This window comes from Rhizobium skierniewicense (assembly GCF_014196515.1).
Taxonomy (GTDB): Bacteria; Pseudomonadota; Alphaproteobacteria; order Rhizobiales; family Rhizobiaceae; genus Agrobacterium; species Agrobacterium skierniewicense.
The window spans coordinates 300,934-324,206 of the sequence record NZ_JACIDV010000003.1; the positions used below are offsets into that span (position 1 = coordinate 300,934).

Annotated in this window: 25 protein-coding genes; 11 read left to right on the plus strand and 14 right to left on the minus strand. The window is 56.9% G+C overall.

Annotated elements, in window-relative coordinates:
* Nucleotides 1-50: 50 nt before the first annotated feature.
* From GGQ73_RS06335 to GGQ73_RS06375, 9 genes are all read left to right on the plus strand, one after another.
* The gene (locus GGQ73_RS06335) at nucleotides 51-932 is read left to right on the plus strand and encodes a carbohydrate ABC transporter permease (RefSeq protein WP_174155441.1); all 882 of its coding nucleotides are present in this window, start codon (nucleotides 51-53) and stop codon (nucleotides 930-932) included.
* Nucleotides 910-1,809, plus strand: a complete 900-nt coding sequence (locus GGQ73_RS06340) for a carbohydrate ABC transporter permease (RefSeq protein WP_434060049.1) — start codon at nucleotides 910-912, stop codon at nucleotides 1,807-1,809. The genes GGQ73_RS06335 and GGQ73_RS06340 overlap by 23 nt, the downstream gene beginning before the upstream one ends.
* 5 nt (nucleotides 1,810-1,814) lie before the next feature.
* Nucleotides 1,815-2,918 (plus strand): ABC transporter ATP-binding protein, encoded by a 1,104-nt coding sequence (locus GGQ73_RS06345; protein WP_183894860.1) that lies wholly within the window; start codon nucleotides 1,815-1,817, stop codon nucleotides 2,916-2,918.
* 51 nt (nucleotides 2,919-2,969) lie between these two features.
* Entirely contained in the window at nucleotides 2,970-4,046 is a 1,077-nt protein-coding gene (locus tag GGQ73_RS06350; protein WP_174155438.1) for a Gfo/Idh/MocA family protein, read from the plus strand.
* Nucleotides 4,046-4,876 carry a sugar phosphate isomerase/epimerase family protein gene (locus GGQ73_RS06355; RefSeq protein ID WP_174155437.1) on the plus strand — a complete coding sequence of 277 codons (831 nt, stop codon included), beginning with the start codon at nucleotides 4,046-4,048 and terminating at the stop codon, nucleotides 4,874-4,876. The genes GGQ73_RS06350 and GGQ73_RS06355 overlap by 1 nt, the downstream gene beginning before the upstream one ends.
* Entirely contained in the window at nucleotides 4,876-5,685 is an 810-nt protein-coding gene (locus GGQ73_RS06360) for an alpha/beta fold hydrolase (RefSeq protein WP_183895085.1), read from the plus strand. The genes GGQ73_RS06355 and GGQ73_RS06360 overlap by 1 nt, the downstream gene beginning before the upstream one ends.
* 4 nt (nucleotides 5,686-5,689) lie before the next feature.
* A complete protein-coding gene (locus tag GGQ73_RS06365) occupies nucleotides 5,690-6,385 on the plus strand; it encodes a ribulose-phosphate 3-epimerase (RefSeq protein WP_183894862.1) in 696 nt (231 codons plus the stop codon).
* Between the two features lie 15 nt (nucleotides 6,386-6,400).
* Nucleotides 6,401-7,357, plus strand: coding sequence for an ROK family protein (locus tag GGQ73_RS06370; protein ID WP_183894864.1), 957 nt, complete (start codon nucleotides 6,401-6,403; stop codon nucleotides 7,355-7,357).
* A 244-nt stretch (nucleotides 7,358-7,601) separates the two neighbouring features.
* Entirely contained in the window at nucleotides 7,602-7,787 is a 186-nt protein-coding gene (locus GGQ73_RS06375; protein WP_174155434.1) for a hypothetical protein, read from the plus strand.
* 33 nt (nucleotides 7,788-7,820) lie between these two features.
* On the opposite strand, the gene GGQ73_RS06380 is transcribed toward GGQ73_RS06375, so the two are convergent.
* From GGQ73_RS06380 to GGQ73_RS06430, 12 genes are all read right to left on the minus strand, one after another.
* Nucleotides 7,821-8,435 (minus strand): pyridoxamine 5'-phosphate oxidase family protein, encoded by a 615-nt coding sequence (locus GGQ73_RS06380; RefSeq protein WP_183894866.1) that lies wholly within the window; start codon nucleotides 8,433-8,435, stop codon nucleotides 7,821-7,823.
* A gap of 70 nt (nucleotides 8,436-8,505) precedes the next feature.
* Nucleotides 8,506-8,634: a hypothetical protein gene (locus GGQ73_RS23155; RefSeq protein ID WP_268842296.1), complete on the minus strand. Its 129-nt coding sequence runs from the start codon at nucleotides 8,632-8,634 to the stop codon at nucleotides 8,506-8,508.
* Nucleotides 8,635-8,762: 128 nt separating this feature from the next.
* Nucleotides 8,763-10,274 carry a glucose-6-phosphate dehydrogenase gene (gene zwf, locus GGQ73_RS06385; protein ID WP_183894868.1) on the minus strand — a complete coding sequence of 504 codons (1,512 nt, stop codon included), beginning with the start codon at nucleotides 10,272-10,274 and terminating at the stop codon, nucleotides 8,763-8,765.
* 180 nt (nucleotides 10,275-10,454) lie between these two features.
* A complete protein-coding gene (locus tag GGQ73_RS06390; RefSeq protein ID WP_183894870.1) occupies nucleotides 10,455-11,036 on the minus strand; it encodes a histidine phosphatase family protein in 582 nt (193 codons plus the stop codon).
* Between the two features lie 190 nt (nucleotides 11,037-11,226).
* Nucleotides 11,227-11,652, minus strand: coding sequence for a hypothetical protein (locus tag GGQ73_RS06395; RefSeq protein WP_183895107.1), 426 nt, complete (start codon nucleotides 11,650-11,652; stop codon nucleotides 11,227-11,229).
* Nucleotides 11,652-12,710, minus strand: a complete 1,059-nt coding sequence (locus GGQ73_RS22925) for a hypothetical protein (protein WP_234910906.1) — start codon at nucleotides 12,708-12,710, stop codon at nucleotides 11,652-11,654. Before GGQ73_RS22925 ends, GGQ73_RS06395 begins: the two co-directional genes overlap by 1 nt.
* A 125-nt stretch (nucleotides 12,711-12,835) precedes the next feature.
* Entirely contained in the window at nucleotides 12,836-13,552 is a 717-nt protein-coding gene (locus tag GGQ73_RS06405; RefSeq protein WP_183894872.1) for an ABC transporter ATP-binding protein, read from the minus strand.
* Nucleotides 13,533-14,297 (minus strand): ABC transporter ATP-binding protein, encoded by a 765-nt coding sequence (locus GGQ73_RS06410; protein ID WP_183894874.1) that lies wholly within the window; start codon nucleotides 14,295-14,297, stop codon nucleotides 13,533-13,535. Before GGQ73_RS06410 ends, GGQ73_RS06405 begins: the two co-directional genes overlap by 20 nt.
* Entirely contained in the window at nucleotides 14,294-15,298 is a 1,005-nt protein-coding gene (locus GGQ73_RS06415; RefSeq protein ID WP_183894876.1) for a branched-chain amino acid ABC transporter permease, read from the minus strand. Before GGQ73_RS06415 ends, GGQ73_RS06410 begins: the two co-directional genes overlap by 4 nt.
* Before the next feature lies 1 nt (nucleotide 15,299).
* Nucleotides 15,300-16,163, minus strand: a complete 864-nt coding sequence (locus tag GGQ73_RS06420; RefSeq protein WP_183894878.1) for a branched-chain amino acid ABC transporter permease — start codon at nucleotides 16,161-16,163, stop codon at nucleotides 15,300-15,302.
* 94 nt (nucleotides 16,164-16,257) lie between these two features.
* Complete coding sequence (locus GGQ73_RS06425) at nucleotides 16,258-17,430, minus strand: ABC transporter substrate-binding protein (RefSeq protein WP_183894880.1); 1,173 nt, start codon at nucleotides 17,428-17,430, stop codon at nucleotides 16,258-16,260.
* Nucleotides 17,431-17,580: 150 nt separating this feature from the next.
* A complete protein-coding gene (locus GGQ73_RS06430; RefSeq protein WP_183895089.1) occupies nucleotides 17,581-18,708 on the minus strand; it encodes a PLP-dependent cysteine synthase family protein in 1,128 nt (375 codons plus the stop codon).
* 268 nt (nucleotides 18,709-18,976) lie between these two features.
* Between GGQ73_RS06430 and GGQ73_RS06435 the strand changes: the two genes are divergently transcribed.
* Nucleotides 18,977-19,900: an ROK family protein gene (locus GGQ73_RS06435; protein WP_183894882.1), complete on the plus strand. Its 924-nt coding sequence runs from the start codon at nucleotides 18,977-18,979 to the stop codon at nucleotides 19,898-19,900.
* Nucleotides 19,901-19,940: 40 nt separating this feature from the next.
* On the opposite strand, the gene GGQ73_RS06440 is transcribed toward GGQ73_RS06435, so the two are convergent.
* Both GGQ73_RS06440 and GGQ73_RS06445 read right to left on the minus strand, forming a co-directional pair.
* Entirely contained in the window at nucleotides 19,941-20,585 is a 645-nt protein-coding gene (locus tag GGQ73_RS06440) for a ThuA domain-containing protein (RefSeq protein WP_183894884.1), read from the minus strand.
* A gap of 19 nt (nucleotides 20,586-20,604) precedes the next feature.
* A complete protein-coding gene (locus tag GGQ73_RS06445; protein WP_183894886.1) occupies nucleotides 20,605-21,705 on the minus strand; it encodes a Gfo/Idh/MocA family protein in 1,101 nt (366 codons plus the stop codon).
* A 235-nt stretch (nucleotides 21,706-21,940) separates the two neighbouring features.
* Between GGQ73_RS06445 and GGQ73_RS06450 the strand changes: the two genes are divergently transcribed.
* Nucleotides 21,941-23,248 carry a GH1 family beta-glucosidase gene (locus tag GGQ73_RS06450; protein ID WP_183894888.1) on the plus strand — a complete coding sequence of 436 codons (1,308 nt, stop codon included), beginning with the start codon at nucleotides 21,941-21,943 and terminating at the stop codon, nucleotides 23,246-23,248.
* Nucleotides 23,249-23,273 lie beyond the last annotated feature (25 nt).

The window sequence follows — 23,273 nt, forward strand, 5'->3', positions numbered from 1 at the left end:
CGGTGCATGTGATCCGGCCCAGAGTTCAGGGCAAAACAGGTGGACAACTCATGTCTTTCTCAAAACGTGTCAGAGGCGCATTGCCTGCGATTGTCTTGTCGCCATCTGTCGCGGCGATAACGGTCTGCGTTTACGGTTTCATCGCCTATACTGCACTGCTGTCTTTTACCGGATCGAAGATGTTCGCGCGTTTCGATTTCGTCGGCTGGCGGCAATATGAACGCCTTTTCGACAATCCGCGCTGGATCACTGCCATCGAAAACATGGCTATTTTCGGCGGTCTTTATGTTGTTGGCGCAACCTGCCTCGGACTGTTCATCGCCATTTTGATCGATCAGAAAATCCGTATGGAGGGCGTGTTCCGGGCGATCTTTCTCTACCCCATGGCGCTGTCTTTTGTTGTAACAGGGGTCATCTGGCAATGGCTGCTCAATCCCGGGGTTGGCCTTGAGCATATGATGCGTAGCCTCGGCTGGGAAAGCTTCACCTTTCAATGGCTTGTCGATCCCGATATGGCGATTTACACCATCGTCATCGCCGGGGTGTGGCAGGTTACTGGCTTCGTCATGGCGCTGTTTCTGGCCGGTCTGCGCGGCATCGACACCGAAATCCTTCGCGCTGCCCGCATTGATGGCGCGCCGATTCACAAAGTCTACACGCGCATCATCATTCCCGCCTTGCGCCCGGTTTTTCTCACCGTCTTCGTCATCGAGGCACATCTTGCCATCAAGAGCTACGATCTGGTGGTGTCACTGACCAAGGGCGGCCCGGGTGTTTCCACCGAACTGCCCTCGACCTTCATGTATTCGATGACCTTTACCCGCAACGAGCTTGGTGTGGGTGCCGCCAGCGCCACCGTTATGCTGGTCAGCCTTGCGAGCATCATCGTACCCTATCTCTATTCGGAGCTTGGCAATGACCGCACAGCCTAAAGGCAACATGGCAGGAAAGCTGCGCGTTTCAAAAGTGGCCGGGCGTGTCTTCATCTATGCCTGCCTGACCATTCTCGCCGCAGCCTTTCTGGCGCCGCTCGTGTCCATGCTGTTTACCTCACTCAAGGGCATGGAGGAAATCCGCTCCGGCAATCTTTTGTCCGTTCCCATGGCGCCTACGGTTGAGGCTTGGAAGACCGTATGGAATGCCGCGTGTATCGGCGTGACCTGCACAGGACTGAAGGGCTATTTCGGCAACTCGTTTCTCATCGTCATTCCGGCCACGCTGCTGTCTGTAGGTCTCGGCGCGCTGAATGGCTATGTCTTCGCCAACTGGCGGTTCAAAGGCGACAATGTCCTGTTCGGGCTTATCCTGTTTGGTTGTTTCATCCCGTTTCAGATCGTTCTTATTCCTATGGCCGGCCTGCTCGGCACGTTCAACCTGGCAGGCACGATTTCCGGTCTGGTTCTCGTCCATGTCATCTATGGTGTGTGCTTCACCACGATGTTTTTTCGCAATTACTTCGTGACCGTGCCTGCCGAAATCTTCAAGGCAGCGCGCATCGATGGCGCGGGCTTCTGGGCAGTCTTTTTCCGCATATTGCTGCCGATTTCCTGGCCCATCGTCATGGTTTCGATCATCTGGCAATTCACCGGCATTTGGAACGACTTCCTCTTTGGCGTGTCGTTTGCGGCTGGTTCCAACCAGCCCGTGACGGTTGCTCTCAACAATCTTGTCAATACGTCGACCGGAACCAAAGCCTATAATGAGGATATGGCTGCTGCGATGATCGCTGCCCTGCCGACCATCCTCATTTATGTGGCGGCGGGCCGCTATTTCCTTCGTGGCCTGATGGCCGGCGCAGTCAAAGGATAACCATTGTGGCCAATCTCGCAATCAACCACGTCACAAAGAGTTTCGGCAGTCTCGAAGTCCTCAAGGACATCAATATCTCGATAGAGGATGGAGAGTTTCTGGTTCTTGTCGGTCCGTCCGGCTGCGGAAAATCGACGCTGCTGGCGATCATTGCCGGTCTCGACAGCCACACATCGGGAACCATCACCATCGACGGCAAGTCTGTGGAGGGTCTGGAGCCGAAAGAGCGCGATATCGCCATGGTTTTCCAGTCCTACGCGCTCTATCCCGCCATGACGGTGGAGCAGAATATCGGCTTCTCGCTTGAAATGAGCAAGATGCCAAAGCCAGAGCGAACCGAGCGCGTCAACAAGGTGGCGGAACTTTTGCAGATCACGCACCTTCTGAAGCGTAAGCCGGGGCAACTTTCGGGCGGCCAGCGCCAGCGTGTGGCCATGGGCCGGGCGCTTGTGCGCGAACCGAAAATTTTTCTGTTCGATGAGCCGCTATCGAACCTCGATGCCCAACTGCGTGTGGAGATGCGCACCGAAATCAAGAAGCTGCACCAGCGCCTCGGCTCGACCATCGTTTATGTCACCCATGACCAGATCGAGGCCATGACCATGGCCAGCCGCATTGCAGTGATGAAAGATGGTATTCTCCAGCAATTCGGCACCCCGGAAGAGATCTATGACCGGCCCGCCAATGTCTTCGTCGCCACCTTCATGGGGTCTCCGGCCATGAACCTTTTGCCCGCAACCGTGGTGGAGGGGGAGGGCGGATTGCAGCTCCGGCTAGAGGGCACCGGCGTGACGCTGCCGGTTCCGGTGCCAGCACTTTCGACCGGACAACAAGTTCTGCTCGGCCTGCGCCCCGAATGGCTTTCGCTGGTCACAGATGCGGGAAACACGCTGGCGCGGATCGATATGGAGGTCGATGTCATCGAGCCGACCGGTCCTGACGTCTTCGTGGCATTGCGAGCTGGCGAACAGGAAATCATGGCTCGCCTGCCCACCGGAACACCGGTGCGCACTGGACAGAAGGCAGCCTTTTCCATCGACCTTTCAAAGGCTGTGCTGTTCGATGCCGAAAGCGGTCTTGCGCTGAGCAAGGATCGGCCCATCAGCTGAACGGCCAGCCGTTCTCTACCCGTTCAAATCGTGAATTCAGGAACTTATAAAATGCCAGCAAAACAGGAAAACCGACTCCGGGTCGGCGTGCTAGGCGCGGGGCAAATTGCCCAGGCGGCCCATTTCGAAAGCTGCACCAAGGCCGCCAATGCCGATCTCCATGCCATCTGCGATGTGGCCGACGATCTGCGCGAGCGCATGATGATCACGCATGGCGCAGCAAAGGGTTACAACGACTATGACCGCATGCTGGCCGATCCCGATATCGATGCAGTGATCATCGCCACAGCCGATGCCTTCCACGTTCCTGCCTCCATCCGGGCGCTTGAAGCTGGCAAGCATGTGCTGTGCGAAAAGCCTGTCGGGCTGACGGTTGAGGAGTGCCTGGAACTGCGCTCTGCCGTGGAAAAATCCGGTAAAGTGTTTCAGGTCGGCCACATGAAGCGCTTCGATGCCGGTCTTCAGGCGGCAAAGTCCTTCATCCAGGACGAGATGGGCGATCTGGTGGCGCTCAAGGCGTGGTACTGCGATAGCACTCATCGCTATCCCATGACCGATGCCGTGCAGCCATTGATCGTTACCAGCGCCAATGCCAGAAAGCCATCTGCCAACCCCAAGGCCGATCTGCGGCGATACTATATGCTGGCTCATGGGTGCCACCTCATTGATACGGCTCGTTATTTTGCGGGCGACATCATCTCAGTGCAGGCCCGGCTTTCAGAGCGCGCCGGGATCTGGTGCTGGTTTGTCGATCTGGAATTCGCCTCCGGTACGCTCGGTCATCTCGATCTCACCGTTCAGGTCCGCATGGACTGGCACGAAGGTTTCCAGATCTACGGTAAGAACGGCAGCATTCTCGGCAAGACCTATAACCCGTGGTATTACAAGAGCAGCGAGGTCGATATTTTCCGTGAGGCCGATGGCGCGACCCACCGTGTTCTCGGTGCTGATGGCCACTTCTATCGCCGCCAGGTAGAGGGCTTTGCCCGCACCATTCTTGACGGCACACCGATGGAAGGCGCCGATATTCATGATGGGCTCGCCTCGGTGCAGGCCATGGTGGCCATTGCCCGCTCGGTCGAAACCGGCAAGCCGGTGAAGCTCGGCGATGTCGCAGGTGGCGTGTGATGAAGCTCGGAATTTTCGCCAAGACTTTCGAGGGAACCACGCCGCAAACGGTGCTGTCTTCGGTGGCTGCTGCGGGCTTCGATTGCACCCAGTATAATATGGCATGCTCCGGTTTGCCCTCGATGGCGGATGCGATCAGCGCGGAACAGGCCGGCACCGTGGCCGACGCGGCCAGAAAGACGGGTATCGCGATCGTTGCGGTATCCGGCACCTACAACATGATCCATCCCGATCTGGTTGAGCGCGAGGCGGGACACCGCAGGCTGGAAACCCTTGCCGCACGCTGCGCTGACATGCAAACGAACCTGATTACGCTGTGCACCGGCACCCGCGACCCCCACGACCAGTGGAAAGAGCACCCCGATAACGATACGCCGGAGGCTTGGCGCGATCTGTTACAAGCCATGGAGACCGCCATCGGTATTGCCGATCGCTACAACATCGATCTCGGTATCGAGCCGGAACTTGCCAATGTCATCAACTCCGCTGAAAAGGCCCATAGTCTGATTGCTGAGCTGAAAAGCCCGCGCATCAAAATCGTTCTTGACCCGGCCAATCTGTTCGAGATCGCTGCGCTTCCGCAACAGCGAGATATCGTGTCAAAAGCGATCGATCTCCTGGGAGACCGCATCGCGATGGCCCATGCCAAGGACCGCAACCGCGATGGACGTTTCGCAACCGCGGGCAAGGGTGTTCTCGATTACCGGCATTATCTTGGCAGATTGAAAGCTATCGGCTTTGGGGGCAGCTTGATCACCCATGGACTGACGGCCGCTGAAGCCCCCGGCGTTTCTGCCTTCCTCAAACGGCAACTTGCGGAGCTCGTATGATGCGCCACGGAGAGCCATTCAAAACAGGCGATGGTACGTGTCTGAACGTCGATACGTCTGGTGAGGGCACACCTGTGGTGTTCCAGCATGGCTTGTGCGGCGATGCTGGACAAACCTCAGAGGCGTTTCCGCTTGGCAACGGTTTCCGGCGTGTTACCGTTGAAGCGCGAGGCCACGGGCGTTCGGAGCCTGGCGATCTTGCTCGTCTGTCCATCGCCACATTCACCGACGATCTGGCTCTCTATATCATGAATCACCTGACTGCTCCGGTGGTTGTCGGCGGCATTTCCATGGGGGCAGCCATTGCCCTGCGCCTTGCAGTCACGCATCCCGATCTGGTGAAAGCCCTCATCCTTGCACGGCCTGCATGGGTGATCAATGCGGCGCCCGCCAATATGGCGCCCAATGCTGAGGTCGGACGTCTACTGAAGACCATGCCGGCTGAGAAAGCAAAAGCCACCTTTCTGGCAGGTGAAACCAGTCAACGTCTGGCGCTTGAGGCGCCGGACAATCTGGCCTCGCTCTCCGGCTTTTTCACGCGCCAGCCGCATGACGTCACGGCTGCCTTGCTCACCGCAATTTCCGACGATGGACCCGGTGTCAGGCAAGCCGATCTTGGCAATCTCCGTGTGCCGACCCTGGTCATCGGTCACGAGGAGGATGTCGTCCATCCACTCGCCCATGCGCAGGCGCTGGCGTCCATGATCCACGGTGCGCGTCTTGCGCAGATCACCCCCAAAACCGTCAGCCGCACGCAATATATCGCGGATTTCCATCTCGCTATCGGCAATTTTCTGAAGGAACTTTGAAATCATGCCCCATAAAACCTGGATCAACGATCTCCCCAAAGACCGGCTTATCGCGGAATTTTCCGTGTGGTCGGCAGATCTTGTGCACCTGGCCGACGATCTTGCTCGCGTCGATGAACATGTCGATATTCTGCATATCGATGTTGCCGATGGCCATTTCGCGCCCGCCATGCTGTTCTTCCCCGATCTCGTGGCGGGGGTGCGCAAGCTCACGAAAAAGCCCATCCATGTTCATCTGATGATTGCCGACAGCATCGTTCTCTCGCAGATCGAGCAATTTGCGGATGCGGGCAGCGATCTTATCAGCCTGCATGTCGAAAACGATGCGGTGGCTGATGAGGCGCTCGATCTGCTGGAACGCCGTGGTGTTGCCGCGGGCATGGTGCTGCGCGTTGAAACCCCTGTCGAGCGTGTGCGTAAATACGCCGCCCGTCTCGATTTCCTGACCCTACTCGGCACGGCCATCGGCGTGAAGGGCCAGGGTCTTGATGAGAAGGCTGGCGAGCGCCTCGGACAAGCGCGGCAGATCATCGAGACGTCCGGCGCCGAGCATCGCATCGTGCTGGCCGCCGATGGCGGTATTCGCGAACATACCATGCCTGTACTTCGGGCTGCGGGTGCGCAAACCGTGGTTCTCGGCTCCCTCGCATTCAACGCGCCATCGCTTCCTGAGCGAATGACGTGGCTCCACGCTCTCTGACCCGTGGTCATGTGAATGAAGAAAATCGCCATCGGAATAGATCTGGGCGGGACTACGGTTCGTGCCGCTCTTGTGGATCGGCGCGGCCACGTTCTCGCCCGCACAGAGGATAGCACGAACGCAGGGGCCGGCCCGGAACAGGTTTTGCAGCAGATTAAGGCGCTGGCGGATGGTCTGCTTGCAGAAGTTGATCCTCTCACTGTCGTTGGCATCGGCGTATCGGCACCCGGCCCACTCGACACGGTGGCGGGAATTGCAACCTACACGCCGACGCTTGCAGGATTTGTGGATTTTCCCTTGCGCGCTGAGCTGCAAAAGCGTTTCTCCTGCCCATTAAGCCTGGAGAATGACGGAATTGCTGCCGCAATCGGAGAGTGGCAGTTTGGTGCGGGAATGGGGCTCGAAAATCTGGTCTATGTTACGGTTAGTACGGGGATAGGCGGGGGCATTATTCTTGATAATCGGGTGCTTAGGGGACGAAAAGGTATGGCGGGTCACGTCGGCCATATGTCGGTTCAGGCAAACGGTGCGCTTTGCCCATGTGGAAACCATGGTTGCTTTGAAGCTTATGGATCGGGAACAGCTTTTGCATTGCGTGCGATCGAAAGCGCTTTCCAGTGTTCGGAAACGAGCCTTGGCAAAGACGGTGCTGTCATTGACGGAGCCGCGATCTTTGCTGCCGCAAGAGGTGGCGACCACCTGGCCAACAAGCTCATCGAGGAAGAAGCTGAAATTCTTGGAAGAGGCTTTACCAGTCTGATCCACCTATTCAGCCCCGATGTCGTCATCATGGGCGGTGGTCTTTCACATGAGTTCGCACGGCTCAAGCCGGGCATCCAAGCTTATATCAGCCAATGGGCGATGCCCGCCTTCAGGGAAGTGCCGGTCGTTCAGGCGGCGCTGGGACAGAACTCTGGTCTTGTCGGCGCGGCCGCTCTGGCCTTTTATTCAGATGCTCTCGCCGGCAGTTGAACGCGGTCGTCAAAATGGCTGCAATGAATGCTTCAGATAACAATCCTCAGCTGCGGATATTTTTTTGAAAAGCTATTGATTGAAACGTGATTGAAAATCATAAGGTGCCGGTCGTTGGTTGCTCACATCAGCGGCTCGTTCGATTGAGAAATGTCAGGCCAGGTGCTCAGAAATGAGCATTCCATCGCGCTCCAAGGGCCTATGTTGGTCTGGATACGCCGGACATCATGTAAGGTAAATGAAAATGCTCTCACTCCCCGCTATTATCGGTATTTCCTTCGGCGCTGCTGGATATGCAGCGTTCAGCAGAAAGAACAAACCTTGGAGCTTTCTGAAAAGGTTGGGATATTTCATCGCGGCGTCACTGATAATTCTGCTGTTCATGCTCGCCGTCAATTTTGGGCTCTATTACATGAACCTGCAAAGCTGACCGTTCTGTTTCGCAATGACGGTGAGGAGCAGGTCAACCCAGACGCGCTTTCAGTTCTGCATTCTCTGCCTCAAGCTGGTCGAGGCGGACGCGTCGCGGCTCGATGGCGGCTGCGATCTCTGGCTGGGTGAAACGCGGCGTGATATGCTGTTGGCAGTTCCAGTCGAAGCTGACCAATTTCAGCCGGAAAACGCGCTCCAGTTTCGCTTTATATCCGCGATCACTAACGAGTTCTGTGAGCGCGGGCTCATCGTCCAGCGAAAGCTTCTCGACATGGACATAGATTTTCAGGCGGCTGCGGTTGGGATAATCCATCAGGATCAAGCAGGCGCGGTCGTTCGCCGCGAAATTCCCCGTGCTGATATACTGGCGATTGCCACGGTAATCAGCAAATGCAAGTGAGCGGTCGTCGACCACTTTAAGAAATCCAGGCGGCCCGCCCCGATGCTGGACATAGGGCCAGCCCGTTTCAGAAACGGACGCCATATAAAATGTATCGCGACTGTGAATAAACGCTTTTTCGTTTTCGGTAAAACGGTCAAACTCGCGGTGTCCGCTGAAATCAGCCCACAGGCTATCCGCACCCATCTCGGCTTGCGCGGCCCGAACACTGGGTGTTATCGCGATGTCCAGAAATCCATATGCCATGCTTGTCTCCGACGGGAAACGGTTGCGGCGTTCAGAGACTGAGCGCCGCAAGTCTGTCATCAAGGTCGTGTCACTTCTTTTTCGTCGTGCTCTCGCTCGCTTTTACCTGCGATCCCAGTGTGGGTGCTGGAGCCGCTGCGGCCTTGTCTTTTTTTGGTTTTCTGACTTCTTTGTTGCTGCGGACTTGACCCTTGGCCATTGAATGCCTCCTTGGTTGGTCTTACGATCTAGCAACCAAGTGGTCGCCAAACGCAAGCAGTTTTTGCTCTCATATCCAATCGGCCTCGCTGTCTGCAAATCCAGCGGGAACCGTGTTCAAAAAAATGTTTATGTTTGCTTGTGTCGACCCGGCGCGCCGAGTTCACGCCATTGGCGTCCATCACGCTCGATGAGATCCTGCGCAGATTTTGGGCCCATACTTCCAGGTTCATAAGGCTCGGGCGTTCCGCCTTTTGCCCAAAGATCCAGAAACGGCTGCACAGCGGCCCACCCGGCTTCGATGCCGTCTGCACGTTGAAAGAGCGTCTGATCTCCTACGAAAAGCTCGTAGAGAAGAGATTCGTAGCCTGTCGTTTTGCTGATATCGAACCGGTCCGCATAGCGGAAATCAAGCGCCACCGGCACGGTATCGACCGACTGGCCGGGCGATTTGATCGACAGTTCCATGCTCAGACCCTCATCCGGCTGCACCTGAATGACGAGCCTGTTGGGGGGGAGGTCAGGTGTGACATCGGTTTGACGAAATTGCGCAAACGGAACCTGCTTGAAAGTCACGACGATCTCTGTATCCCGGGCCACCATTGCCTTGCCGGTACGAAGGTAAAACGGCACGCCAGCCCAACGCCATGTGTCCGCATAAAGCTTCAAGGCAACGAATGTCTCGGTGTTCGATTGCGGTGAGATGTCTTTCGTATCCCTGTATGCGGGAATGGCGGCACCGTTCGACGTTCCGGCACAATAGGCACCACGGGCAGAATGGCTCTGTGCTTCCTCGGCCGTGTAGACGCGCAACGCCTGCAGCACCTTGCTCTTTTCGTTGCGGATGGCTTCGGCGTTGAAGCTGTTTGGCGGCTCCATGGCGACCATGGCCAGAAGCTGAAACAGATGATTGGGCACCATGTCACGCAGCGCGCCTGTCGCATCGTAGAATTTGCCGCGCGAACCCACATCGACGATTTCCGCAGCCGTTATCTGCACATGATCAATGTAATTGTTGTTCCAAAGGGCTTCTATCATCATATTGGCAAAACGCGCCGTCATGATGTTCTGGACGGTTTCCTTGCCAAGGAAGTGGTCGAGCCGATAAACCTGCTTTTCTGAAATCGTATTCAAAATCCGCGCATTCAGCGCCCGTGCAGAGGCGAGATCCGTCCCAAAGGGTTTTTCAATCGCAACCCGCCTGAACTCCGTGTCTGTTTCTTCGACCAACCCATGCTGGCCCAGTTTTTCGACGATCGTTCCGAAAAACTGAGGTGGGACAGCCAGATAAAAGGCTGCATTTCCAACCGCGGTGCCAGCAAGACGGCTGGCGATCTCGGCGTAGATTTCGTCCTTGGTAAAGTCTCCACTGATGTAGGAAATGCGCTGCTTCAGGCGAAGCCAGGCCTGATCCGCCGAAACCGGCTCCGCGCCGCCCAGCCCGGACAAAAAGCTGTCCAGCCTTTCCACCAGCATGGCATCGTCACCCGGTTCGATACCCACACCCAGTATGTGAAGGTCGTCACCGACCAATCCGCTGCGAGTGAGGTTGATGAGGGACGGGATGAGGAGGCGGCGGGTGAGATCGCCCGTAGCGCCGAAGATGACGAGGGCAACCGGAGGAGCAGGGGCAGCGTCCAAAATGATATCTCCACATTCGCGAAAGACTGAGACGTTCGGTTGATCAGGGCAAAGCTAAAGCATGTCGCGCTTCATTGTCCTCAATGAAACGATAACGGACATGCGACAAAACAAGAGCTAAAGCATGTCGCAGTGTATCCTATTCACAGAGACAGGCTTTAGTGCATGCTTCAGACCGGATTATGTCTGGTTCCAGCTTCGCACCACCGGTTCGTCAAGATTGTGTTCATATCCCAAGACACTGATGCTGGCGGTGTCCAGAATGAAGCAGGCGCCCGCGGCTGCGTCCAAGCCCAGCCACCGGGCACCCAAAACCCGCAGAAAATGCGAGCTCGAGAAGATGAGGACATTGCCGCCGATTGCTCTGATTTTTGCAACGGCTGCATCAGCTCTATCGCTGATATCCTGAACGCTTTCTCCGTCCGGGCAGCCGTGTCGAAAAACATTCCAGTCCGGCGTCTGCGTTTGTATCTCTTTTGTCGTCAGGCCTTCGTAACGACCGTAGTTCCACTCCGCGAGATTGCTCTCGATCTCGGCTCTCGCGCCGAAGCCCGCCAGATCACAGGTTTTCTGCGCGCGTTGCGACGGGCTGGAGAGAACGGCATCGAAAACGATCGCTGGTAAGCGCTTTCCCACAAGCCTTGCTGCGGCCTCTCCATTTGGAGTTAACGGAATATCGCTGCGCCCGGTATGGCGGCCCGAAAGCGTCCAGTCCGTTTCGCCGTGACGAACCAGAACGATCTGCGGGTATTTCGTGGTCATGTCGGCGCCCTCTCGATTGATGAAAACTGATCTCATCTCGACTTCGCTAGGTGTACTGACTTCACGCCGAAAATGCGTCCTTTATCTTCAAAGGTTCGCATCTGTATCTATCCATCATGCAGATGGTCGCATCCGATCCTTCGAGTGATGAACAGTTCAAGGGCCCAATCGCGTTGAGCGTCGTTCAGGACTACTGGCAGGTGTCCGCGATTTTTTTGAGTTCGACGGCAGGTTCCAGCATCGTGTCGGGAGCCTTGCCGACAAACCTGTAGGTTCCACGCCAGAGACCCTCTGCGGCTTTGGAAATCCGAAGCCTGTGGTCGCCATCCTTGCAGGATGCATCATAGGCCAGATCACCCATGTCGGTGAAATCCAGATCACATTTGCTCGCTTGCGCCTTGGGAAGAACCGGGTTCATGTGGGCCTTTGCGGCGGCTTCATTGTAGCAGATTTGAAAGACCTGCTCATCGTTCTTAAGCTCTGGTGTCGGAATGGGGGTGAAGAGACGCACCTGCCATAAACCCGTTGGAAGGCCGGTTTCCTGCGCCAGACCGGGTGTCGCCAGCAGGGAAAGAGCAAGGGGAACCGAAAGTCGGACGAGGGAGATTGTCTTCATCACTTGCATTCTCCCATCCGTTTGACAACGACATCGGTCGTAGGTTGCGGCATGTCCATATCGCCTTCGTAGGTCTCGTTGTAGGAAATCTGGCCGGTAAAACTCTCGCCATCCTTTTCGGGCTGGAGGTACATGCCCCATGACGCTCCGATGCCACCAAGGTCACACTCCGCGCGCATCTGCACGCCGCTGTCGTAAAAATGAACTTTATCAATCAGAACGCATTTCACGCCTTCAGGTTTTGGCATCAGTGGCAGAGTGTCGGCTGTCATGTCGTCCTTGACGCAGATATCCCTAGACGTTTCGACGACCTTCATCTCGGTCTCGGTCCGTTGCAGCGTTTTCCATGTGAAGCGCCAGAGACCACCCCATTCAGGCCGCTCCGTCGGGGCTTCAACGGCAGCGCCGTCCGAGCGAGCCTGAGGAGACGAGAGGTCCATGGTCTGGAGGGCCAGTCGTCTCGAAAACCAAGCGCCCAGAATGTTAAAATCGTTGAACGTGATGTGGTAGGGTTTCAGAACTTCATCCTGTTCTCCCAACGACGTGCCAGCCACCGACGCTTTCCGGGAGTAATAGACCTGGATTTCACGAAACGCCTCCTCCGGCATCGGCTCGCTTTGCGTCAGTGGTGCCTGATTGAGCACCGATTGCGCAACATCCTGACCGAACGCGGCATAGGTGCCTTGCGCATTTTCCGCAAAATAGGCACCAAAGATTTCCACCATGGCAAAGGTCGGATCAACCTTCATCCGCTGGCCAAACGCCGCGCTTGCGGCATCGAAGTTAGCCTTGTCGGTGCCGAATTTCTGGTAAATCGCTTCGTGGTTGCCATTGGGGTCGAGAAATATGGCGTAGGTTATGTGACCGTATTTTCTGAAATCGATCCCGTTGACGGGCTCCAGCATCTTGAGATCGAAGCCCTCACGCATGGTCGCAATCTTGGGCGGAGTTGCTGGCGAGGGTGTCTCGATCGGAGCAACGGCATCTTGAGACATCCCCGTGGCCGGAGCCGACATGGCCATGACGGCGGACAAGGCAGCAATACACAGGCGTGACACGGCGATATGTCCCTCTACAAATTATCGATATTTATAAACCCAGAGCTCCTATAAAAATCATTATGAGCTGAAAGACGCTTATGCAAGGTTGAACATATCGAAGGATAGCGTCTTCTTCGCTACCATCAGTGCAACCCGCCGACACCCAGCAGCCGTTCGACCGCAGCCTTGTCATCGGACAGTTGGATCGGCGTTCCCGTCCATGCCACGCGACCGCGCTCGAGGACGATGACGGTATCTGCAAAATCGAGCGCGCTTTGAATACGTTGCTCCACCAGAACGATCGTCATGTTTCCTGTCTTGGCCAATTCCGAAAAGACCACCATCAGCTCTTCGCAGATGACGGGTGCGAGGCCTTCGAGAGGTTCGTCGAGAAGAAGGACAGAGGGGCGACCGAGGATGGTGCGCGCGGTGGACAGCATCTGCTGCTCCCCACCGGACAACTGGCTACCCAGGTTTCGGCGTCGCTCTTTCAGACGCGGAAACATCGTGTAGGCTTCTTCCATCGCGCTTTTAGGGCGGGATTTAAGGCCAACGGACAGGTTTTCCTCCACCGACAGGCTTGGAAAGATGCACCGGGCCTGTGGCACGTAGCCGAGACCCGCATGTGCGCGTGCGGCACTGGCCATAGGCGTGACATCGACAGACCCGATATGGATCGTGCCGCCGTAGCGTTTCGTCTGTCCCGCAAGCGTCGACAGCAACGTTGTCTTGCCCATTCCATTGCGTCCCAGCAGAGCCAGCCGCCCGCCGGATGGAACGGAGAAGGAGATGTCTTCCAGAATCCGCGTCGGTCCGTAGCCGGCCGACAGTCCGGCGACATCAAGCGGCATGGCTTGCATTGGCGTAGCTCCCCAGATAGGCCTCGCGAACGCGGGCATCCTGTGTGACATCGGCAGGTGAGCCGTCGAAAATAATGGTGCCGGCAGCCAGTACGACCACGCGTTTCGCGAAGCGAAAAACGAGGTCCATATCGTGTTCGATCATCAGGACGGCAAGGTCTTGCGGTAGATCGGCAAGGGCCTGCTCGATGCGACCCGTGTCGCTTTGTGGAACGCCTGCTGCCGGCTCGTCGAGCAGGAGAACTTTCGGTTTGAGCGCCATGGCGACCGCCAGTTCCAGCAGCCGCTGTTGGCCGTAGGCAATCTCTCTGACGCTGCGATGCATGAGGTCCATCAGACCAAGCGTGTTCAGCAATGCATCGACTTCAGCCATGACATCGCGCATGCCGAGATAGCTTCCGAACATGCGTCCGGTTTTCCCCTGGCGCTGCAAAACCGCCAGAGCGATATGTTCGGCCGGGGTCATGTCCAGAAACAGGCGTGTGACCTGAAACGAACGAACGAGGCCGCGTTTGACGCGACCGTTGGCGTCGATTTTCGTCACCGTCTCTCCGTTGAGCCTGACATCCCCGGAATCGGGATGAAGGTTGCCGGTGACGAGGTTGACGAAGGTGGTCTTGCCGGCACCGTTTGGGCCGATGAGGGCAACCCTGTCTCCCGGTGCCATCGACAGCGAAACGTTGTTTGTCACCGAAAGCCCGCCAAACGATTTCTGAAGGTTGGCGACTTCAAACACAGCACTCATGGGCGCACCTGACGTTTGCGGGCAAGCCATGTCGCCGCCGTTCCGTATAGTCCCTTGGGGGCGAAAAAGACGACGACGATCAGCAGCGCGCCGACCATCGTCAACCAGTGGAAGGGGTTTGCGGCCGAAACATAGTCTTCAAACAGCATGAAAACGACCGTTCCCATCAAGGCGCCAAACAGCGAACCGGTGCCGCCGAGAACGACCATGACCAGCGCTTCGGCAGACATTGTAAACGACAGGCTATCGAGGCCCACGACCTGGGTGGTGATCGCATTCAACGCGCCGCCAATACCGGCAACAGCGCCCGAGATCACGAACATTTTGATGATGGCGGTTTTGGGTGATCCGCCCATGGCACGCACGCGCACAGGGTCTTCCTTGATGCCGCGGCACAGCATGCCGAATGGCGAGCGGACGATGAAGCGCAGTATGATGAACACGACCAGGAGAAGCGCCATGGAAAACGCATAGGCCGTGTGTCCATAGAGATCGAATTCGAACAGCCCGAAAATAGGGTCGGGCGATATGCCAGACAGGCCATCGCTGCCGCCGGTCCAACTGGATGCCTTGTTGGCAAATTCGTGGAACAGATGAATGAGTGCAATGGACAAAACAAGTTGCGGCAGCCCGTGTCCGCGCAGAAGGATGATGCCGCTCAAGAGCCCAGCCAGTGCGCCACCGCCGATACCGGCAAGCGTCATCAGCAACGGGTCGTTGACGCCGTAATGCGCCGAAACGATGCCCGCCGCATAAGCGCCGGATCCAAAGAGTGCGGCATGCCCCAGCGTGGCAACACCACAATATCCCGTGACCAGATCGAGCGATAAGACCAGAAGTGCGACTGCAATGATGCGTGTGAGCAGAGCGAGATTATCGGGAAAGAGGACATAGCCGATAACGGCGAAGACGATGATCGCGGCGATGCCGCCCACGTCCCTTAGGATCGAGCGGCGCAGCCTTGCGGCCCCTTGTTGTTTTGGGTTGGTGAGTGTCACCATCTCAACGTGCCCTCCCGGCAAAACCGCGCGGAAAGACGCAGATGATCGCGACGACGGCGAGATAGAAGAAGAACTCGCCGAATTCAGGCATGAGGTAGCGTCCGGTCGTGTCGATACTGCCCAGCACGAGGCAGGCAATCAAGGCGCCTGAAATTGAGCCTGCGCCGCCCACCGAGACGACCACGAGGAACGTGACCATATAGCGCAGAGCATAATAAGGCTCCACAGGGAGAAGTTCGGCACCGACCACGCCACCCATCGCGGCAAGGCCGACGGCGACAGCAAAACTCAAGGCGTAGATGATCTCGGTTCGAACGCCAAGAGCCGCAGCCATGGACGCATTATCCACGGAGGCTCGCAATTTGACACCGAAGCTCGTTCGCTCGATGGCAAACCAGAGGCCTATGGCGACAGCAAGCCCGCAGGCGATGGCAAAAAGCCTGTGTATGGGAATGGTGCGAAAGCCCAAATCTGCCGATCCCTGCAAGGCTGGGGGCAGCGGGATGGTTTTCAATGTCGGCCCGAAAACATAATTGGCGATCCCGATGATGCAGAAGGTGATGCCAATCGTCATCAGAACCTGGGTCAGTTCCGGCGCGCCATAAATACGACGATAGAGAAAGCGCTCGATGGGAAGTGCAATGATGATCGTACCGATGATAGCGGCAAGAACGCCGATCCCATATCCGAGCCCAAGGTCGCGCACCGCATAGGACGCGATATAACCGCCAATCATCGCAAAGGCGCCATGCGCCAGATTGACGACACGCATCAGACCCATGGTGACGGACAGGCCGATGGAAATGACGAACAAGACCATGCTGTAGGCGAGCGCATCGACGGCGATACTGAAAACTGTCTGCATGAGGTGATCCCGATGCGCTACGGACGAGTGGGAGGCCACGGACCTTGCTTTTCTGGTCCGTGGTCTGCCGAGGGGTTAGGCCATGGTGCGACCGCTACTTGGCGGCGGAAAGGCCGGGATCTCCCTGCTTCTCAAAGGTCTGAATTTCCTTGTTGAAATAGGTCCCGTCCTGCGCCTTGGTGACCTCGCGCAGATAGATGTTTTGCGTGATGTGGCGGCTTTCCTGGTCTATTGAGACCGGTCCGCGTGGGCTGACCCACGATAACCCCTTTACGGCCTCGACGGCTTTTGCAGCGTCCTGCTTGCCGCCGGTCGCCTCGATCATCTTGTAGATCACGTGCATGCCATCATAGGCGCCCACAGAAGGAAACGAAAGCTCCGCCTTGTTGCCAATGGCCTTGGACGCTGCTTCGACGAAAGCCTTGTTTTCGGGAGAATCATGCGAAACGGCATAGTGGAACGTCGTCTGTATCCCGAGCGCTGCTTCTCCGAGCGCCGGCAGGTCGGATTCCTGCGTCAGGTCACCGGGGGCAAAGAACTTGATTCCACCGGATTTCAGTCCGTTTTCGTTATAGGCCTTCACGAAGCCGAGGGTCGTGGGGCCTGACGGCAGAAAGGCGAAAACGCCCTGAGCGCCAGAATCCTTGATGCGCTGCATGATGGGGCTGAAGTCGTTGGTGGAAAGCGGCATGCGGATCGCCTCTACGACCTGCCCACCCTCCTTTTCGAACGCCGCCTTGAACGCGTTCTCGGCATCCACGCCGGGACCATAGTCGCTGACGACCGAGATGGCTTTCGTGACACCAGCGTCATGCGCGACTTTTGCGATTGGCGTCGAGGTCTGCCACGTAGTGAACGACGTGCGAACGACAAGCGGACTTTTGGTGACGATGGCCGATGTTGCCGCGTTCATGATGACGAGCGGCGTATTCGCCTGCTTCAAGATAGGCGTGACAGCCATGGCATCAGGGGTGAAATAGAAGCCGGCGAGATATTGCACCTTTTCTTTGACAACGAGTTCCTGCGCGAGCGCCTTGGACTGCGCAGGATCTGCCGCGGGCAGATCGCGATAGATGATCTCGACGGTGTTGTCTCCGACCTTGTTGCCGTTGGTCGCGATATAGGCGTCTATTCCGGCCTTGAAATTCTTGCCCTGCAAAGCGAACGGCCCGGAAAACGGCCCGACGACACCGACCTTGATGGTATCGGCATAAGCCGCGCTGCTCATGGTGATTGCCGCTAGCGCGGCTAGAACGAACCGTTTCATAAATCCTCCCAGATCAATGGCGCACTCCCGCACCAGGGCGACAGGTAGCCGCGACCGTAACGATCATAGGCAGGGCAAAACGGTAATGTAAAATGAATAAATCAGGCCTGACGCATATACCCCAAGTTATGCATGGCTCAGTTTTTCGTCTTACACCTTGGTCCCGAAGTTTTCGAATGTGCCACTGTCGATGAAGGTTTCGAGCATCTCTCTATAAGGTGCGATGTCGATCTTGTTCGCCACGAGCCAATCGGGATTGTAATAGGTCGCGGCATACCGGTCGCCACTATCGCAGATCAGTGACACCAATGATCCCTGCTTGCCGTCCTTCATCATTGCTGCCGCGATCCAGCATAGGCCGAAGAAGTTGGTGCCGCTGGAACCCCCGACGCGCCGGAACAGACGTTCCGACAAAACGTGCATCGCAGCGATGGAGGCCGCATCCGGTACCTTGATCATGTGATCGATAACACCTGGAATGAACGAGGGCTCGACGCGTGGACGCCCTATGCCTTCGATGCGGGAAGGGGTCGAACAGGTCACATGGCTGTCGCCGGACATATAGGACGCATAGAATGCCGAATGTTCAACATCGACAACGCACAGCCGCGTGGACAGATTACGGTAGCGGATATAGCGACCGATGGTCGCTGAGGTGCCACCTGTTCCCGCGCTCATGACCACCCATTCGGGCTCCGGGTGTTCTTCGCTTCTCATCTGCTCGAATATGGAATCGGCAATGTTGTTGTTGCCGCGCCAGTCCGTTGCGCGTTCGGCATAGGTGAACTGATCGAGATAATGACCACCGGTTTCGGCTGCCAATCGTTCGGCGACGGTGTAGACCTCTGAAGGTCGGTCAACGAAATGACAGGTGCCGCCAAAGCGCTCGATGGCCTCAACCTTCTGGCGGCTGGTGGAATGCGGCATCACGGCGATGAACGGCAGATCGAGAAGATGCGCGAAATAGGCTTCGCTGACCGCAGTCGATCCCGAAGATGCCTCGACCAGCGTGGTGCCTTGGGCAATCTTGCCGTTGCAAATGCCGTAGAGAAACAGCGAACGCGCCAGTCGATGCTTGAGACTGCCGGTCGGGTGGGTCGATTCGTCCTTGAGGTAGATCGAAATACCCTTCAAGCCCTTGAAGACCGGCTTGACCAGATGCGTATCGGCCGAGCGGCGACCATCCCCCTGAAGGATGCCGATTGCGCGGCGCGCCCATTCGCGATCCTCGCAAGCCGGCAAGGGTGTGACGGGTGGTGTGGACAGGCAATCGGTCATCACGCCCATGATGTTGGTCGCTCCTTTGGAGACCGCAAACGCAGAGCGCATCCCCTGCCACTTGCTCGATTGCTCGCCATCACGATGATTGCTTCCCCCAAAAGATGCTGTGTTTTACGACGTTCGTGCCTATCCCGGAATACAGCGGTCGCCAAGCATAAAAGTTCTGGATTGCACCAAGTTCGGTCTGATACAGGAAGACGCAAGCAAGGCAGACGCGTCAAGGTGTTCGGATGCTTTTGGATATGCAGCGACGAAAGGCTGGCGCGTGATTATCTGTTTTGACATCGGCGGAACGGCCATCAAGGGTGCAGGGGCTTGGGCTGTGAATGATATCAGGCCGTTACCACGCCAGCAGACGCCCGTTCATGATTTCGATGCCTTCGTCGGTGTTTTGAAAACGGCGATTTCGGATATCGGCGCAGTGCCGGATTGCGTTTCTTTTTCTATTACAGGCGTCATCGATCCCGATACGGACAAGGCCATTATCGCCAACATTCCGTGCGCGCATGGCAGGCTGCTGAAGTCGGATCTCGAAGCGGCGCTCGGTCTTCCCGTTTTGCTGGCAAATGATGCGGATTGCTGCGTTCTGGCAGAATACGGTGTCGGGGCAGCGCGGGGTCATCACGTCGTCTTCGGTGCCATCCTCGGGACCGGTGTCGGTGGTGGTCTCGTCATCGATGGAAAGCTGATCAACAGCACGGGTGGCTTTGCCGGTGAATGGGGCCACGGGCCGGTGGCCGCCACGCGCGCAGGAAACCCACCGCTCGATCTTCCTCGCTTTGCCTGCGGCTGCGGACTGGAGGGTTGCCTGGATGCCGTTTGCAGCGCGCGTGGCATGGAAAAACTCCACAAGCATATTTCTGGAAAAGCACTGACTGCGGAGGAGATCATCGGCGACTGGCAAACCGGTGATGCGGATGCCGTCCGCACGATCGATGTCTATATCGACATGCTGTCCGGCCCGCTGGCAATGGTTGTCAATGTCACAGGCGCGACCGTCGTCCCGGTTGGTGGAGGGCTTTCCAAATCGGCGGCATTGATCGAAGCCATCGATCAGGCTGTTCGCCTCCGCATTCTGCGGCGTTTCGCCCGCCCACTCGTGGTGCAGGCGCAATGCATGGTAGAGCCCGGCCTCGTCGGTGCCGCCGTCCTTGGCTTTGATTTTCTGGCGAATCGGAGGATCTCGTGACAGGAGCACGTCCTGCCAGGAGATCGTTTTCGGGTCTTCTTTACATGCGCGCCGCCCAGTTTGCACCACGGTTGAAGATGGTTCTCATTTCGGGCACAGAAAACTCCTTTGCCTGATGCCCAAGGGCCGAGAAGAACACGCGGCCCTTTCCGTAATTTCGCTTCCAGACCACGGGCATGACGACGCCATCGATCCACCATGCGTGATCGCCCGTAAACGTGGTGGTGGCCAACACTTCGTTGGACGGATCCACATGCATGTAATATTGTTCCGAGGTGTAGGGGAAATCAGAAATTCCCTGCATCAGCGGATCATCGGAACGTGTGATGTTGACGCGGTAGTCGATGATATCGCCCGGGTGAGCCACCCATTGTCCGCCGATCATGAACTGATACTCGACGCATTCGCGAAAGCTGTCGCCCGCCTGACCGTGAAAACCGGCAAGCCCCACACCGTTTTCGACAGCTTTCGCCAGGTTCTTGATCTCTTCCTTCTCTATTTTCGACATGGTGATGATGGGCACCACGAGGCTCAGCTTGTGGACCGACGGATCGGCAAAGGCTTCCGTCGAGCTTTCAACGCGAACCGTGAAACCATCCGCTTCCAGCATGGTCTTGATGACATCGGCGCATTGCTCCGGTTCGTGTCCGCTCCAGCCACCCCAGACGATCAGTGCTTCCGGCATATCTTTCCTCCTCAGAATTTTAACGTCCAAGCTGGCCATCGACCAGCGATTGTGCCAGCGGAGCGGGACGCTCCACCTTGGTTGTGATGGATATTGTCGTGCCGGTGTCGGATGCTGTCTGGAAAGCCTCCATCACCTCCAGCACGTGCAACGCCAGATCACCGTTTGCCCGGTGCGGACGGTTCTGTCTGATGGCGTAGGCCATATCGGCGACACCGATGGAACGATAGTTGCCGTCACTATAGGGTGCGGTCAGTGCCTGCGGCTCAAAATCCCCGCCCTTGCGCAAAAGCTCGATTTCACCACCGAAATAGTTCGGGTCCGGCACGATCATTGTGCCTTCCGTGCCGTAGATTTCCAGCGGGACGTGTTTGTGTCCAGCGACATCGAAGCTCATGCCAATCTGAACGACTGCGCCGTTTTCGAATGCCATCATGCCAGACACGTGGGTTGCGACATGAACCGGTATCGTTTCACCCTTCTTGGGTTCGCTGGTGATGAGCCGCTCGTTGCGAGGAGAGAAGGCAAAGCCTGCCACCTTTGCAATTGGCCCCAGCAGGTTGACGAGATCAGTGATGTAGTAAGGCCCCATGTCCAGCATCGGCCCTCCACCAACCTCGTAATAGAAGCCGGGGTTGGGGTGCCAGCGCTCATGACCGGGACACATGAAAGTGGCTGTGCCGCCAACGGGGATGCCAAGAACACCCTGATCGATGAGCGTGCGTGCCGTCTGGTGGCCACCGCCGAGAAAAGTGTCCGGTGCCGATCCGACACGCAGGCCCTTGGCTTTCGCAGCATCCACGAGCGTTTTGCCTTCGGCGAAATTGATACCCAACGGCTTTTCCGAATAGGTGTGTTTGCCAGCGTTCAATGCGCGCAAACCCACCTCGACATGCGCCTTGGGAATGGTGAGATTGACGATGATCTCCATTTCGGGATCATCCAGCAAATCCTCGATTGATCTTGCTGCGAGACCGAATTCACCGGCCCGCGTCCTGGCGGCCTCAGGGTTCATATCCGCAAGCCCCCGGATGTCGAGAATGGGGAAAGATACCATGGCTTTGAGATAGGCGCTGGAGATGTTTCCGCAGCCAATGATGCCGATACCGACCGTCTTCATATGATTTCCTCCCGTAAATCAAATTGCGAACGCATTGCCTTGTACCAATCTGTAACGTTAAAGTAAGCTCAAAATCCAGGGATTCGTATGTCATCAGGAAATTAAAGGAATTTATCCCGCTTAAAGCCGAACGCCTTGCTCAGGTCGTGAGGTTGTTTCACTGATAGACGGTCATCGCGTCATCGCGCGTAAAAGCACACAGAAGAAGGCCATTTTCGGCTACAGGAATGCGATAATGTTTTCACACGACAGGACTGATTTCGGACCAGATTTTTTGTTTGGCATTGCCATGGCGGCGCACCAGATCGAGGGCGGGCAGACGGACGGGAGAGGCTCTTCCATCTGGGATACTTTCGCTGCCACGCCGGGGAATACGAAGAACGCGGATACGGGACAGATTGCCTGCGACCACTACAACCGCTGGCCTGAAGATCTTGATCTCATCAGGGATGCGGGCTTTGATGCCTACCGGTTTTCCTTCGCATGGCCAAGGCTCATTCCCGAGGGGACCGGTGCGCGCAACCAGGCGGGGTTTGATTTCTATGACCGCCTGATCGATGGCATGCTGGAGCGTGGCATCAAGCCCCTCGCGACACTTTACCATTGGGATTTGCCAAGTGCATTGCAGGATCGTGGCGGCTGGATGAACCGCGATACGGCCTATGCTTTCGCCGACTATGCCGGAGAAGCGGCGCGCCATTTCGGTGACCGGTTGGAAAGTATTGCAACGTTCAATGAGCCATGGTGCGTGACCGTGCTCAGTCATTTCATGGGCATGCACGCGCCGGGCTACCGCGATGTCAGAGCGACCGCGCGCGCCATGCATCACGTGCTGCTCGCCCATGGACTCGGGATCACCGCAATGCGGGACGCGCGTGTGAAGGCAAAGCTCGGCATCGTCGTGAATATGGAAAAGACAGAACCGGCCAGCCAGAACGCAGAGGATGTGGAAGCGGCAGCACTCGGCGACGACATTTTCAATCGCTTCTTTCTGGATGGCGTCATCAAAGGGACATATCCGCAGCGTGTCGTGAAAATCCTGGAGCCCTATCTGCCTGCCGGATGGCAGGACGACATGGCGACGTTGAGCCCTCCCGTCGACTGGATTGGCATCAACTACTACACCCGTTCGCTTTATAAATATGATGAAAGCGTGCCTGTTTTCCCCTTTACCCAATCACGCGGTGATCTGGAGAAGAGCAATATCGGCTGGGAAATCTATCCGCAGGCCCTGACAGAGTTTCTGGTGCGGGCGTCGAAAGACTATCCGGGACTGCCGATCTATGTCACTGAAAACGGCATGTCTGAAACCGATGAAGCAAAGCGGATCGATTTCTTTGACAAACACTTTGCCGCAATCATCGAAGCCCAACACCAAGGTGCCGATATCAGGGGCTACATCGCATGGACCTTGATCGACAATTTCGAATGGGCTGAAGGCTATGGCCCGAAATTCGGCATTGTCGGAATGGACGCAGCCACCCGGGACCGCAAGCCCAAAGATAGCTACCACGCTTTTCGGCAGATGCTGACGAAGGGTTGATCGTTCTTGCACATCCAGCCAGCCC

Excerpts from the sequence above, each read along its gene's own strand:
- GGQ73_RS06395 (WP_183895107.1), bottom strand. The coding sequence starts at position 11,652 with ATGAAGACAATCTCCCTCGTCCGACTTTCGGTTCCCCTTGCTCTTTCC.
- GGQ73_RS06375 (WP_174155434.1), top strand. The coding sequence starts at position 7,602 with ATGCTCTCACTCCCCGCTATTATCGGTATTTCCTTCGGCGCTGCTGGA.
- GGQ73_RS06420 (WP_183894878.1), bottom strand. The coding sequence starts at position 16,163 with ATGCAGACAGTTTTCAGTATCGCCGTCGATGCGCTCGCCTACAGCATG.
- GGQ73_RS06335 (WP_174155441.1), top strand. The coding sequence starts at position 51 with ATGTCTTTCTCAAAACGTGTCAGAGGCGCATTGCCTGCGATTGTCTTG.
- GGQ73_RS06350 (WP_174155438.1), top strand. The coding sequence starts at position 2,970 with ATGCCAGCAAAACAGGAAAACCGACTCCGGGTCGGCGTGCTAGGCGCG.
- GGQ73_RS06405 (WP_183894872.1), bottom strand. The coding sequence starts at position 13,552 with ATGCAAGCCATGCCGCTTGATGTCGCCGGACTGTCGGCCGGCTACGGA.
- GGQ73_RS06440 (WP_183894884.1), bottom strand. The coding sequence starts at position 20,585 with ATGCCGGAAGCACTGATCGTCTGGGGTGGCTGGAGCGGACACGAACCG.
- GGQ73_RS06360 (WP_183895085.1), top strand. The coding sequence starts at position 4,876 with ATGCGCCACGGAGAGCCATTCAAAACAGGCGATGGTACGTGTCTGAAC.
- GGQ73_RS06355 (WP_174155437.1), top strand. The coding sequence starts at position 4,046 with ATGAAGCTCGGAATTTTCGCCAAGACTTTCGAGGGAACCACGCCGCAA.
- GGQ73_RS06390 (WP_183894870.1), bottom strand. The coding sequence starts at position 11,036 with ATGACCACGAAATACCCGCAGATCGTTCTGGTTCGTCACGGCGAAACG.
- GGQ73_RS06380 (WP_183894866.1), bottom strand. The coding sequence starts at position 8,435 with ATGGCATATGGATTTCTGGACATCGCGATAACACCCAGTGTTCGGGCC.
- GGQ73_RS06370 (WP_183894864.1), top strand. The coding sequence starts at position 6,401 with ATGAAGAAAATCGCCATCGGAATAGATCTGGGCGGGACTACGGTTCGT.
- GGQ73_RS06445 (WP_183894886.1), bottom strand. The coding sequence starts at position 21,705 with ATGAAGACGGTCGGTATCGGCATCATTGGCTGCGGAAACATCTCCAGC.
- GGQ73_RS06410 (WP_183894874.1), bottom strand. The coding sequence starts at position 14,297 with ATGAGTGCTGTGTTTGAAGTCGCCAACCTTCAGAAATCGTTTGGCGGG.
- GGQ73_RS06415 (WP_183894876.1), bottom strand. The coding sequence starts at position 15,298 with ATGGTGACACTCACCAACCCAAAACAACAAGGGGCCGCAAGGCTGCGC.
- GGQ73_RS06450 (WP_183894888.1), top strand. The coding sequence starts at position 21,941 with ATGTTTTCACACGACAGGACTGATTTCGGACCAGATTTTTTGTTTGGC.
- GGQ73_RS06430 (WP_183895089.1), bottom strand. The coding sequence starts at position 18,708 with ATGACCGATTGCCTGTCCACACCACCCGTCACACCCTTGCCGGCTTGC.
- GGQ73_RS06425 (WP_183894880.1), bottom strand. The coding sequence starts at position 17,430 with ATGAAACGGTTCGTTCTAGCCGCGCTAGCGGCAATCACCATGAGCAGC.
- GGQ73_RS06365 (WP_183894862.1), top strand. The coding sequence starts at position 5,690 with ATGCCCCATAAAACCTGGATCAACGATCTCCCCAAAGACCGGCTTATC.
- GGQ73_RS23155 (WP_268842296.1), bottom strand. The coding sequence starts at position 8,634 with ATGGCCAAGGGTCAAGTCCGCAGCAACAAAGAAGTCAGAAAACCAAAA.